This window comes from Serratia sp. CY47444, from assembly GCF_052168635.1.
Taxonomy (GTDB): Bacteria; Pseudomonadota; Gammaproteobacteria; order Enterobacterales; family Enterobacteriaceae; genus Serratia; species Serratia bockelmannii.
Genome location: NZ_JBJNMH010000001.1, coordinates 307242 through 320600 on the forward strand (window position 1 = coordinate 307242; position 13359 = coordinate 320600).

The window sequence follows — 13359 nt, forward strand, 5'->3', positions numbered from 1 at the left end:
ATTAATCAAGTCGCAGAAAACTCAGCGATTTTGCTCAATGGATTGGGCTGCTGGTCAGAGTGCGATACACTAACGCTATTGCTGATTAACCCATGAGCCTCTATGCGTGGTTTACCCTTTTGGATACTGTCGTTGTGCCTGACGGGCTCTGCCCTGGCCGCGACAACACCGCCCGCACCCACCGCGGCGCCGCTGCCGGACATTCGCCAGAGCGGCTTTGTCTATTGCGTCAGCGGCATACTCAATACCTTTAACCCGCAGATGGCCAGCAGCGGCCTGACGGTGGATACCCTGGCCGCCCAGCTGTACGATCGCCTGCTGGACGTCGACCCGTACACCTACCGGCTGATCCCCGAACTGGCGCAAAGCTGGGAGGTGCTGGACAACGGCGCCACCTACCGCTTCCATCTGCGCAAGGACGTGCCGTTCCAGACCACCGCCTGGTTTACGCCCACCCGCAAGATGAACGCCGACGACGTGGTGTTCAGCTTCGCGCGCGTATTTGACCAAAAACACCCGTATCACGACGTCAACGGTGGCGAATACCCCTATTTCGACAGCCTGCAGTTCGGCGATTCGGTGCAGAGCGTGAGAAAGCTCGACGACTACACGGTGGAGATTCGCCTGCAGTCACCGGACGCCTCGTTCCTGTGGCACCTGGCGACCCACTACGCGCCGGTGCTGTCCGCCGAATACGCCGACACGCTGACGCGCCAAGGCCATCAGGAGCTGATCGACCGCGAGCCGGTCGGCAGCGGCCCGTTCCTGCTCAACGAATACCGCTCGGGGCAATATATTCGCCTGGCGCGCAACGCCGCCTACTGGAAAGGCCTGCCGCGCATGCCGCAGGTGGTGATCGATCTGGGCGCCGGCGGCACCGGCCGCCTCTCCAAGCTGCTGACCGGCGAGTGCGACGTACTGGCTTATCCGGCGGCCAGCCAGCTGTCTATCCTGCGCGACGATCCGCGCCTGCGCCTGACGCTGCGCCCGGGGATGAACATCGCCTATCTGGCGTTCAACACCCGCAAACCGCCGCTCGACAACCTCAATGTGCGCCAGGCGATCTCGCTGGCGATCAACAACCAACGATTGATGCAGTCGATCTATTACGGCACGGCGGAAACCGCCGCCTCAATCTTGCCGCGCGCCTCCTGGGCCTATGACAACGACGCGCACGTCACCGAGTACGATCCGGCCAAATCGCGCGAGATGCTGCGGCAGGCCGGCGTCGGCCAGCTGAACCTGAAGCTGTGGGTGCCGACCGCCTCGCAGTCTTACAACCCGAGCCCGCTGAAAACCGCCGAGCTGATCCAGGCCGATCTCGGCCAGGTGGGCATCAACGTCACCATCGTGCCGGTAGAAGGCCGTTTCCAAGAGGCGCGCCTGATGGAAATGAACCACGATCTGACCCTGACCGGCTGGGCCACCGACAGCAACGACCCGGACAGCTTCTTCCGGCCGCTGCTGAGCTGCGCGGCAATCCGTTCGCAAACCAACTATGCTCACTGGTGTGACCCAGGCTTCGACGAGGTGCTGCAGAACGCGCTGTTGTCGCAGCAGCTGTCTCAGCGCATCGACAACTACCGCAAGGCGCAGAAAATCCTCGAGCAGCAACTGCCGGTGCTGCCGCTGGCCTCTTCTTTGCGTCTGCAGGCCTACCGCTACGACATCAAGGGATTGGTGCTGAGCCCGTTCGGCAACGCCTCGTTCGCCGGGGTGTACCGTGAATCCGCGCCGGAGGTGAACAAGTGATTATCTTTACCCTGCGCCGCATTCTGCTGCTGCTGATCACGCTGTTCTTCCTGACGCTGGTCAGCTTCAGCCTGAGCTATTTCACGCCGCGCGCACCGCTGAACGGCGCCGCCCTGCTGGACGCCTATCAGTTCTACTTCGTCAGCCTGCTCCATTGGGACTTCGGCGTCTCCAGCATCAACGGCCAGGCGATCAGCGAACAGCTGCGCGAAGTATTCCCGGCTACCATGGAACTGTGCCTGCTGGCGTTCGCCCTGGCGCTGTTTATCGGCATTCCGCTGGGCATCATCGCCGGCGTGCTGCGCGGCAAGTGGCAGGACACCGCCATCAGCACCTTCGCGCTGCTGGGCTTTTCAATGCCGGTGTTCTGGCTGGCGCTGCTGCTGATGCTGTTCTTCTCGCTGCATCTCGGCTGGCTGCCGGTTTCCGGCCGTTTCGATCTGCTGTATCAGGTGAAGCCTATCACCGGTTTCGCGCTGATCGACGCCTGGCTGTCGGACTCGCCGTACCGCGCCGAGATGATCGGCAGCGCACTGCGTCACATGATCCTGCCGATCGCCGCGCTGGCGGTGGCGCCCACCACCGAAGTGGTGCGCCTGATGCGCATCAGCACCGACGATGTGCTGAGCCAAAACTACATCAAGGCCGCCGCTACCCGCGGCCTGTCGCGCTTCACCATCATTCGCCGCCACGTGTTGCACAATGCGCTGCCGCCAATTGTGCCCAAGCTGGGGCTGCAGTTCTCCACCATGCTCACGCTGGCAATGATCACCGAAGTGGTGTTCAGTTGGCCGGGCCTCGGCCGGTGGCTGATCAACGCCATTCGCCAGCAGGACTATGCGGCAATTTCCGCCGGCGTCATGGTGGTCGGCACGCTGGTGATCACCATTAACGTTCTGGCCGACATTCTGGGTGCGGCAACCAACCCGCTGAAACATAAGGAATGGTATGCCCTTCGATAACGTATACCGCGAGAAAAAGATGCCGAGCCCGCTGCGCTACACCTGGCGGATTTTCTATGGCGACGCGCTGGCGATGATCGGTTTTTACGGGGTGATCGCCCTGCTGCTACTGTCGCTGTTCGGCAGCCTGCTGGCGCCCTACGCGCTGGATCAGCAGTTCCTTGGTTATCAGCTGCTGCCGCCGTCGTGGTCGCGCTATGGCAACGTGTCGTTTTTCCTCGGCACCGACGATCTCGGGCGCGACATCCTCAGCCGCCTGTTGACCGGCACCGCCGCCACCTTCGGCTCCGCGCTGGCGGTGACGCTGGCCGCGGCGTTCTGCGGGGTGATCCTCGGCGTGTTCGCCGGCGTCACCCACGGGCTGCGCTCGGCGGTGCTCAACCACATCCTCGATACCCTGCTGTCGATTCCCTCGCTGCTGCTGGCGATCGTGGTGGTGGCGTTTATCGGCCCCAAACTTGAACACGCCATGCTGGCGGTGTGGCTCGCCTTGTTGCCGCGCATGGTGCGCACCATCTACAGCGCGGTGCACGACGAACTGGAGAAAGAGTACGTGGTGGCGGCCCGGCTTGACGGCGCTTCCACGCTGCAGATCTTGTGGTACGCGGTCATGCCGAACATCGCGGCGGTGTTGGTGACCGAATTCACCCGCGCGCTGTCGATGGCCATTTTGGATATCGCCGCACTCGGCTTCCTCGATCTCGGCGCGCAGCTGCCTTCGCCGGAATGGGGAGCGATGCTCGGCGATTCGCTCGAGCTGGTGTACGTTGCGCCCTGGACGGTGATGCTGCCCGGCGCGGCCATCCTCGTCAGCGTGCTGCTGGTTAACCTGTTAGGCGACGGTATGCGCCGCGCAATCAATGCCGGGGTGGAATAATGCCGTTACTCGATATCCGCAATCTGACGATTGAATTTATGACCGCCGAAGGGCCGGTCAAGGCGGTCGATCGCGTCAGCATGACGCTGACCGAGGGCGAAGTGCGCGGCCTGGTGGGTGAATCGGGCTCCGGCAAGAGCCTGATCGCCAAGGCCATCTGCGGCGTGACCAAAGACAACTGGCGCGTCACCGCCGATCGCTTTCGCTTCGACGACATCGACCTGCTGCAGCTAAGCCCGCGCGAGCGGCGCAGGCTGGTGGGCCACAACGTCTCGATGATCTTCCAGGAGCCGCAGTCCTGTCTCGATCCTTCCGAAAGCATCGGCCGCCAGCTGGCGCAGGCCATCCCAGGCTGGACCTACAAGGGCCGCTGGTGGCAACGCTTCAACTGGCGCAAACGCCGCGCCATCGAACTGCTGCACCGCGTCGGCATCAAGGATCACGACGACATCATGGGCAGCTTCCCGTACGAGCTGACCGAGGGCGAGTGCCAGAAAGTGATGATCGCCATCGCGCTGGCCAACCAGCCGCGCCTGCTGATCGCCGATGAGCCGACCAATGCCATGGAGCCGACCACCCAGGCGCAGATTTTCCGCCTGTTGGCGCGCCTCAACCAGAACAACAACACCACCATTCTGCTGATCAGCCACGACCTGCAGATGATGAGCAAGTGGGCCGACCGGGTGAACGTCTTGTACTGCGGGCAAACGGTGGAAAGCGCCCAGTGCGAAGAGTTGCTGGCGGCGCCGCACCACCCTTATACCCAGGCGCTGATCCGCGCCATGCCGGACTTCGGCCGCTCGCTGCCGCACAAAAGCCGGTTGAACACGCTACCGGGCGCCATTCCTTCACTGGAACACCTGCCGATCGGCTGCCGCCTGGGGCCACGCTGCCCTTACGCGCAGAAGAAGTGCATCGAAACGCCGCGCCTGCGCCCGGTCAAAAACCACTTCTTCGCCTGCCACTTCCCGCTGAACATGGAGGAGCAATAACATGGAAACGCTGTTGGAAGTGCGCAACCTGAGCAAAACCTACCGCTACCGCACCGGGCTGTTCCGCCGTCAGCACGTCGAGGCGGTGAAATCCGTCAGCTTTACCCTGCGCGAAGGCCAGACGCTGGCGGTGATCGGTGAGAACGGCTCTGGCAAATCCACGTTGGCGAAGATGCTCTCCGGCATGGTGGAACCGACCGCCGGCGAACTGCTGATCGACGATCATCCGCTGGAGTTCGGTGATTATCGCTACCGCAGCCAGCGCATTCGCATGATTTTTCAGGATCCGAGCACCTCGCTCAACCCGCGTCAGCGCATCGGCCAGCTGCTGGATGCGCCGCTGCGGTTGAACACCGATCTGGAACCCGCCGAGCGCGAGCAGCGTATCAACCAAACGCTGCGCCAGGTCGGCATGCTGCCGGATCACGCTTACTACTATCCGCACATGCTGGCTTCCGGGCAAAAACAGCGCGTCGCGCTGGCCCGTGCGCTGATCCTGCAGCCGAAGGTGATCGTCGCCGATGAGGCGCTGGCCTCGCTGGACATGTCGATGCGCTCGCAAATCATCAACCTGATGCTGGAACTGCAGGAAAAACACGGCATTTCCTATATCTACGTCACCCAGCACCTCGGCATGATGAAGCATATCAGCGACCAGGTGCTGGTGATGCACGAAGGGGAAATCGTCGAACGCGGCAGCACCGCCGAGGTGTTGGCGGCGCCGCTGCACGAATTGACCAAGCGGCTTATCGCCAGCCACTTCGGCGAGGCGCTGACCGCCGACGCCTGGCGACGCGACGGCGGCCGTTTCTGAGCCCCGTCCTGGCCTGCAACAAACCCGCTGCGGCGGGTTTTTTATTGCTGCGCGCCTCGGTCGCTTAGCGAGAAAATGCACATACAAATTACATTCTTGTTATATATCCTTATATTTTATTCCTTTCAGTTATTGATTAGTCCGTAACATTATTTTATCTCGCCAGGGCGATCGGTGAGGATATCCCCTACGTTGAGCCTCTCATACGACAGGATATCGCACTGATGAACAGCCTTCGCCATCGCCGCCTCGCGCAGTTTCTGCTCACGCTGGCCACCGGTTTCTCTGTTTACGGCCACGCGCTGTACTGCGATGAGCTGCGCTAAATCCGCCTTTCGCCCCGCCTGCGGGCATGTTGCCTCTTTGTCCAGCCACCGCTGCCGTACGCAGCGGTGGCTGTTGATCATGATTAAGGATTGACCCTATGGAACGACTCCGTCGACAACATAATGCCCAGTGGTATCACGAAACCCAAAGCAGCGTGCGGGGCGATACGCCGTTGGAGCCGCAGGCGGCTACCCTGCGCGATCGTTTTCTGCTGGGGCTGGGTGCCTTCGCCGATGAAGCGTTAAACAGCGCGCTCGGCGCCCGCGCCGGGGTATTCAACGCCTCACTGGCCGGTTACCACGCCCTGTTTCCCGACCAGGTGTCGCTATCACGATACGTGACATTGTCACCCTACGATCGCCTCAGCACCGCACTGACCGTCGCGCAGGTGACCGGCGTGCAGTCCCTCTGTAGCCACTATGCCGCCCGCCTCGCCCCGCTGCACAGCCCGGACGCCTCCCGGGAAAGCAATATCCGGCTCGCCCAGATCACCCAATATGCCCGCCAGCTTGCCAGCCAACCCACGCTGATTTGCCGCAAGGCGATGCAACAGCTTGTCGACGTCGGGCTGAGCCCTGCGGATATCGTCACCTTTTCGCAAATCATCGGTTTTGTCAGCTATCAGGCGCGTGTGGTAGCTGGCATCGCGGCGTTAGCCGGCCGACCGGCGGTAGTGGTGCCCGGCTTCCCGAATGTCGAAGACGCCGATGGCGTCGCTTTCAGTACCGAAGAACTGAGCTGGACTGCGCGGCTGCCGCCGATCGACACGGAAACCGCCGCCGCCGAACAGCTTGACGTGTTGGATCAGAGCCACCCGCAGGCGCGCGCCGAATCTTATTATCTGCTGTTAGCGCACGATGCCGCCGCACTGCGCGAACGCAACGGCGTGTTCAATGGCATCAATGCCGAAGGGTATGGGTTATCGAGCCGCCTGAAGGCGCTGGCGACGCTGGTGGTCTCGCGCATCAACGGCAGCCGTTACTGCGCGGCCACGGTGGCGCATGAAATGCAGGATGACGGATTGGTACAGGCGCTGTTCACCGGGCTGTCTCAGGGATTGGCCTCTACCGAGGATACGGTCAAACGCGCGGTGATCCACACCGCCGCCGAGCTGACGCGCGCACCGGAGAAATTTACCCCGCAGAGCGTGCAGCCGTTGTTCAACAGCGGTCTGAATCAGGCGCAGGCGCTGGAAGTGATCCTCACCGCCGCACTCTACGCCTGGGAAAATCGCCTGCGCCAAACGTTGGGCGATGCAACATCTTCCATCACCACCGACTGAATACCGCTATGCGGCCTTATTACCGGCCGCAATACGGCGCGTTTTAGACATTCTGCTGACGCAGCCACTCGCTGGCGGCATCGAAGAACTTTTGCGCCAACGGCGTAGCGCGCTCCGCCATATCGACGACCACCGCCGCATGACGCGGCATGGCGCCGATGGCCACCGGACGCCGCTGCAACGCCGGCATCAACGGCGATTGCAGCTGGCCGCGCGGGAACAGTCCGCAGCCCAAACCGACGAAAATACCTTCGAGCAGTTGGAAGATCGACGCGGTCTCAAGCCGCGTGTGCAGCGTCAACCCGGCGTCGCGAAAGTGTTGATCGAGATAGCGGCGGAAATAACGCGTCGGCTCGGCGAGACACAACGGCAAGGCGGCCACCGCCTCCAGCGGCAACGGCGTATCGCCCACCAGCTTCGGGAAATGTTGCGGATGAAATACCAGCTCGACGCCGGTTTCCACCAGCGGTTGCGATTGGAAATGCAGCTCCTTCAAGGTCGACAGCTCGAAAAAGCCGATGCCGATGTCGACGGTGTGCGCCGTCAGCGCCTCCAACAGCTGATCAGCGCTCAGCACCGCCAGCCGGTAATCGAGATGCGGGTAACGTTCGCTGACCGCCTTGAGCATTTCCGATACCGAGATACTGCACTGCGGCACCACGCCGAGGCGCAGCGTGCCGTGCAAACCGTGCTTGAGCGACTCCACTTCCAGCTTCAGCCCCTGATAAACCGAGACGATCTCACGCGCCCACGCCAACACCCGCTCGCCTTCGGCGGTAAAACCGCCGAAATGGTTGCCGCGGTTAATCAGCGAAACGCCCAGCTCTTTTTCCAAATTTTTCAATCGCATGGATAGCGTCGGCTGGCTGACGAAGCTGGCCTCCGCCGCCCGGCCGAAGTGGCGCTCTCGTTCCAGATTGCACAAATAAATCAGTTGTTTAATATCCATAGCGCAGCTCAATGATCGGCATTCGCACCAGTATACCACCGGGGGCCGCCGCCCGCCCGACGAGTCAGAGCCTCAGCTTCACGTAATCCACCAGGCGCGAGAACACGCCGCCCTGCGGTACCGCCTGCAGCGCCACCAGCGGTAGGGTTTTCACTACCTGGCCATTGTCGCTGATGCGGATCTCGCCGACGGTTTGCCCTTTACCAATCGGCGCTTCCAGCCGCGCGGTATTGATCACGTACTGCGCCTTCAGCTTGTCCGCTTCGTTTTTTGGCAGGCTGAGCGACTGCTCTTGCACGCTGCCGACCGGTAACCGGTGATTCTCGCCGTACCAGACTGGCTCTTCCCCCAGGCTCTGGCCGGCGCTGAACAGGTGTACCGTGGTAAAGTCACGCATCCCCCAGCTCAGCAGCTTGCGCGCCTGTTCCTCGCGGCCTTTGGAACTTTTGCCGCCCATCACCACGGCAATCAGGCGGCGATCCCCTTCGGTGGCGGAGGCGATGATGTTGAAGCCGGCAGAGGCGGTGTGCCCAGTTTTCAACCCATCGACGTGCAGCGTCTTATCCCACAGCAGGCCGTTGCGGTTCTGCTGCGTGATACCGTTCCAGGTCAGCGATTTCTCGCTGTACATGTGGTATTCCGCCGGCTCACTCATGATGATGGCGCGCGCAATCACCGCCAGATCGCCGGCGGTGGTGAATTGCCCCGGCGCATCCAGCCCGTGTACCGTTTCGAAATGGGTGTTCTGCAGGCCCAGCTGCGCGCTCTTCTCGTTCATCAGCTTGACGAAGTTGGCCTGGCTGCCCGCCACATAGTCCGCCATCGCCACGCAGGCGTCGTTGCCGGAATCGATGATGATACCGCGGCTGAGATCGCGAACCGTGACCCTGTCACCAGGCTTCAGGAACATCAACGAAGAACCTTTGAACACCGGGTTGCCCTGCGCCCAGGCGTCTTTCCCCACGGTGACGACATCGTCGAGGCCAATCTTGTGCTGATCGAGCGCGTGGTCGATCACCAACCCGGTCATGAGTTTGGTCAAGCTGGCCGGGTTGCGCCGTTCGTCGGCATTGCCGGCCGCCAGTACCTGGCCGGTGGTGTAATCCATCAAAACGTAAGAGGCGGCGTCTATCGCCGGTGGGGTCATGGTGGGAAAATGGGGCGTCGTTTCCGCCGCCTGCGCCGCTAAAGGCAGTAATATACCGCCGATCACCACTGATACTGAACGCTTCACGCTGTGTTCCTCTGGCCCGCAGGCTGAATAAAATGCCAATATAATCCGCGAGATAGACTGCATGAATTCACTTTCAGACGAAACCATTACTCTTTTGCAGCGGGTGTCTTTATGCAACCATTTGTTTAGGTCAGCGTCCGCCTGCGATAGATACGCTCTATGCCGCCATTGCCCCATTCGATTAGACGCCTGCCTGCCACGCCCCTAAACTTGTGACATAAATACGCAAGACGCATAAAAAAGCGTTTACTTTTTAGCTACAACCACCTGCGAAGTGTCACCATGAAATTCAAACCGTCAATCAAGCCTTATACCGGCCCAGCGGGCGGCTGGGGTTCGCTTGAAGCCACCACCCGCTTTGTCCTCGACAGTAAACAAACGCTAAAAAACATGCGCAACCTGATGCGCGTCAACAAGGCACGCGGCTTCGACTGCCCCGGTTGCGCCTGGGGCGACGACAACCACAGCACCTTCAGCTTCTGCGAAAACGGCGCCAAAGCGGTCAGTTGGGAAGCGACGCGCAGCGCCGTGGAGCCTGAGTTCTTCGCCGCCCACAGCGTCAGCACCCTGCAGCAGCAGAGCGACTATTTCCTCGAATACCAGGGTCGCCTCACCCATCCGATGCGCTACAACGCCGAAACCGACCACTATGAGCCTATCCATTGGCCGGACGCGCTGGCGCTGATCGCCAAGCACATCAACGGTATGGACAACCCGAACCAGATCGAGCTGTATACCTCGGGCCGCGCCAGCAACGAAGCGTCGTACCTTTATCAGCTGTTCGGCCGCATGCTCGGCACCAGCAATTTCCCCGACTGCTCCAACATGTGTCACGAAGCGAGCGGCGTCGGGCTGAAGCAGAGCATCGGCGTTGGCAAAGGCACCATCCGCATCGATGACTTCGAAAAGGCCGACGCCATCTTCGTGTTCGGTCAAAACCCCGGCACCAACCACCCGCGCATGTTGCACAGCCTGAAAAACGCCGCCCGACGCGGCGCGCGTATCGTCAGTTTCAACACCCTGCGCGAACGTGGGCTGGAAAGGTTCGCCGATCCGCAGGATCCGGTACAGATGCTGACGCCAAAATCCTCGCCGATCAGCTCTTCCTATTACCAGCCAAATCTGGGCGGCGATATGGCAGCGGTGCGCGGCATGGTGAAAGCGCTGCTGGAAACTCACCGCCAGCGTATGGCCGCTGGTGAACCCGCCCTGTTCGACCTGGCATTTATCGAACAGCACAGCGTCGGCGTGGAGGCTTACCTGGCGCAGGTGGACGCGACCGAGTGGCAGACCATTACCGCGCAATCGGGCCTGAGCGAAGCGCAATTGCGCCAGGCGGCGGCCACCTACCAGGGTGCCGAACGGGTGATCTGCACCTGGGCGATGGGCGTGACTCAGCATAAACACTCTATTGCGACGGTGCGTGAAATCACCAACCTGCAGCTGCTGTTCGGGCAACTGGGCAAACCGGGCGCCGGTCTGTGCCCGGTGCGCGGCCACAGCAACGTCCAGGGTAACCGCACCATGGGGATTGATGAGAAGTCGCCGAAGGCGCTGCTCGACAGCCTGGAACGCCACTTTAACTTCACCGCCAATCGCGCGGTGGGGCACAACACGGTGGAAGCGATCGAAGCGATGCTGCGCGGCGAAGTGAAAGTGCTGATCGCGCTGGGCGGCAACCTGGCCGCCGCAGCGCCGGACACCGAACGCACCGCCCGCGCCCTGCGCAACTGCGATTTGACGGTGCATATCAGCACCAAGCTTAACCGCAGCCACCTGGTGACCGGCAAAGACGCGCTGATCCTGCCGACGCTCGGCCGCACCGAACTGGACATGCAGGCCAGCGGCTCGCAGTACATCACGGTCGAGGATTCATTCAGCATGGTTCACGCTTCGGAAGGCATCGGCAAACCGCTGGCGGATACTCAACGTTCAGAGACGGCGATCGTCTGCGGCATCGCCGACGCCGTGCTAGGTACGCAACAGCTGGACTGGCTGGAACTGGCCGACGACTATTCGCTGATCCGCGATCATATCGCCGCCACCATTCCCGGCTTCGAAGATTTCAACCGGCGCTGCGACCAGCCCGGCGGTTTCTACCTGGGCAATGCTGCCGCCGAACTGCGCTTCGCCACGCCGAGCGGCAAGGCGGAATTCAGCGCCGCCGCGCTGCCGACCACCCTGTTCCCGCAGCTGGGCGACGAGCAAGCGCCGTTTACCCTGCAGACGCTGCGCTCGCACGATCAGTACAACACCACCATCTATGGTCTGGATGACCGCTATCGCGGCGTTTACGGCCAGCGCGAAGTGTTGTTCATCCATCCGGAGGATCTGGCGGCACTGGGCCTACAGGATGGCGAACGGGTAGAGATAGAAACCCTGTGGAACGATGGCGTGGTGCGTAAAGTGGACGGGTTCAAGCTAGTGAGTTACGACATTCCGCGTGGCAACCTGGCGGCCTACTACCCGGAAACCAACCCGCTGGTGCCGCTGGCCAGCTTCGGCGACGGTACCGGCACCCCGACCTCGAAGTCGATCCCGGTGGTGATTCGCCGCAGCGAGCAGCAACCCTCGCTGCGTATTGCCTGAACATGCGCGCCCGGTTCACGCCGGGCGCGCCAATATTTCCAGGATAGTCTGCAACTCGTCGGACAGCTGATGCCGTCGCCAGACGAAGTACAGATCGCTCACGCCCTCCTCACCCATTTCCACCACCTTCAACCCTGGTGCCGGCAAGATCAGCGGCAGCAACGAACCGGGCACGCAGGCCACGCCGCAACCGGCCTGCACGCAGGCCGCCATCGCGGCATAAGACTCCATTTCCAGCGTCATGCGCGGTTTCAGCCCGCGCGAGGCCAGCCAGTGATCCACCTTCAGGCGAAACGAACATTCGCGGCTGAACGTGTAAAACTCCAGCGGCACCAGCGTGGCGGCGTCGGGTTCCCCGACATCGGCCGGCATCAGCAATACCAGCCGTTCATCGAATGCCTTTTGGCTGGCCAGTAACGGATGCTCAATCGGGCCGTCGGTGATCGCCAGGTCGAGATCGCTGTCGATCAGCATGCGTTCCAGCACCAGCGAGTCGCGGCTCAGTACGTTGATGTGCAGATGAGGCTGTAAACGGCGCAGCCTGGCAATACGCGCCGGTAAATGGCTGACCAGCGAGAAATCCAGCGCCCCGAGGTTCAGCAGCCCATGCTGATGCTCGCCGGCGAACAGCTGCTTGCTGCGCTCCGCCTGCGCCACGATGTCGCGCGCCTGCTGATAGAACAGCCGCCCTTTGGGATTGACGTACAGCCGGTTCTTGTCGCGGAAAAACAGCTCGCCGCCCAGCGACTCCTCTAGTTCACGCAGCCGCAGCGTGACGTTGGAAGGCACGCAGTGCAGCTCGCGGGCGGCGGCGGCGATGGTTTTGTGTTCCACCACGGTGCAGAAAAACTTCAGCTGGCTCAGCTTCATCTATCATTCACTTTTAGTTAGTGTTTTAGTTAAAAACAATTACTTTAGATTAGCATCGATTTCACCTACAGTCTGCCGACACCCTGAGGAGGATCACTGATGCCACTGAATGATTTACTGACGCTGCCCGGCGTGGCGGCCCAACCGGACGCGGTTACCGACGGTTACGTGTTCAACCACACCATGATCCGCGTGAAGGATCTGGCCAAAGCGCTGGATTTCTATACGCGCGTGCTGGGCTTTACCCCGGTCTATCTGGAAGAGTTCAAAGAAGCCGCTTTCACCATCTGCTACCTGACGCGCAGCCCGCGCGAGCAGATCCCGCAGGATGACGACGAACGCAAACGCTGGGCGCTGAGCCAGCCGGGTATTCTCGAGCTGACCCATAACCACGGCACCGAAAATCAGGCGGATTTCCACTACCACAACGGCAACAGCGAACCGCGCGGCTTTGGCCACCTGTGCGTCACGGTGCCGGACGTGCGCGCCGCCTGCGAGCGGTTTGAGCGCCTGGGCGTCACCTTCCAGAAACGCCTGCATGAAGGCCGCATGAACTACGTGGCGTTCATTCGCGATCCAGACGATTACTGGATTGAAATCCTGCAGCCGACGCCGCTGCGGGACTGATTGTCCCACGCCCTTCACCCCGGCCTGCGCGCCGGGGTTTTTCATCGTTCGCCCTTCGATTGACCATTCTTGCGCAAAATCGCG

General features: G+C 61.5%; 11 protein-coding genes. 8 read left to right on the plus strand and 3 right to left on the minus strand.

Features of this window, described 5'->3' with window-relative positions; all coding sequences use genetic code 11:
• Nucleotides 1-102 precede the first annotated feature (102 nt).
• The 6 genes from sapA to ACJ8IL_RS01400 all read left to right on the plus strand — a co-directional run bounded on the left by sapA (nt 103) and on the right by ACJ8IL_RS01400 (nt 7006).
• The gene (sapA, locus tag ACJ8IL_RS01375; RefSeq protein WP_197810805.1) at nt 103-1752 is read left to right on the plus strand and encodes an ABC transporter substrate-binding protein SapA; all 1650 of its coding nucleotides are present in this window, start codon (nt 103-105) and stop codon (nt 1750-1752) included.
• Entirely contained in the window at nt 1749-2714 is a 966-nt protein-coding gene (gene sapB / locus ACJ8IL_RS01380; RefSeq protein ID WP_004930575.1) for a putrescine export ABC transporter permease SapB, read from the plus strand. The genes sapA and sapB overlap by 4 nt, the downstream gene beginning before the upstream one ends.
• Nucleotides 2701-3591 carry a putrescine export ABC transporter permease SapC gene (gene sapC, locus ACJ8IL_RS01385; protein WP_004930580.1) on the plus strand — a complete coding sequence of 297 codons (891 nt, stop codon included), beginning with the start codon at nt 2701-2703 and terminating at the stop codon, nt 3589-3591. Before sapB ends, sapC begins: the two co-directional genes overlap by 14 nt.
• The gene (gene sapD / locus ACJ8IL_RS01390; RefSeq protein WP_019452674.1) at nt 3591-4583 is read left to right on the plus strand and encodes a putrescine export ABC transporter ATP-binding protein SapD; all 993 of its coding nucleotides are present in this window, start codon (nt 3591-3593) and stop codon (nt 4581-4583) included. The genes sapC and sapD overlap by 1 nt, the downstream gene beginning before the upstream one ends.
• Before the next feature lies 1 nt (nt 4584).
• Entirely contained in the window at nt 4585-5397 is an 813-nt protein-coding gene (sapF, locus tag ACJ8IL_RS01395; RefSeq protein ID WP_004930589.1) for a putrescine export ABC transporter ATP-binding protein SapF, read from the plus strand.
• A 424-nt stretch (nt 5398-5821) separates the two neighbouring features.
• Nucleotides 5822-7006, plus strand: coding sequence for a CMD domain-containing protein (locus ACJ8IL_RS01400; RefSeq protein ID WP_442516306.1), 1185 nt, complete (start codon nt 5822-5824; stop codon nt 7004-7006).
• 43 nt (nt 7007-7049) lie between these two features.
• Here ACJ8IL_RS01400 and ACJ8IL_RS01405 read toward each other — a convergent pair whose 3' ends face one another.
• Both ACJ8IL_RS01405 and dacD read right to left on the minus strand, forming a co-directional pair.
• Nucleotides 7050-7955 carry a LysR family transcriptional regulator gene (locus ACJ8IL_RS01405; protein WP_025303008.1) on the minus strand — a complete coding sequence of 302 codons (906 nt, stop codon included), beginning with the start codon at nt 7953-7955 and terminating at the stop codon, nt 7050-7052.
• 64 nt (nt 7956-8019) lie between these two features.
• Complete coding sequence (dacD, locus tag ACJ8IL_RS01410) at nt 8020-9189, minus strand: serine-type D-Ala-D-Ala carboxypeptidase DacD (protein WP_342094473.1); 1170 nt, start codon at nt 9187-9189, stop codon at nt 8020-8022.
• Between the two features lie 282 nt (nt 9190-9471).
• Here dacD and ACJ8IL_RS01415 point away from each other — a divergent pair, with 282 nt between their 5' ends.
• Nucleotides 9472-11778: an FdhF/YdeP family oxidoreductase gene (locus tag ACJ8IL_RS01415; protein WP_025303010.1), complete on the plus strand. Its 2307-nt coding sequence runs from the start codon at nt 9472-9474 to the stop codon at nt 11776-11778.
• Nucleotides 11779-11793: 15 nt separating this feature from the next.
• Here ACJ8IL_RS01415 and ACJ8IL_RS01420 read toward each other — a convergent pair whose 3' ends face one another.
• Entirely contained in the window at nt 11794-12648 is an 855-nt protein-coding gene (locus tag ACJ8IL_RS01420) for a LysR family transcriptional regulator (RefSeq protein ID WP_049205484.1), read from the minus strand.
• Nucleotides 12649-12747: 99 nt separating this feature from the next.
• Here ACJ8IL_RS01420 and gloA point away from each other — a divergent pair, with 99 nt between their 5' ends.
• A complete protein-coding gene (gene gloA, locus ACJ8IL_RS01425; RefSeq protein WP_025303012.1) occupies nt 12748-13275 on the plus strand; it encodes a lactoylglutathione lyase in 528 nt (175 codons plus the stop codon).
• Nucleotides 13276-13359: the final 84 nt, after the last annotated feature.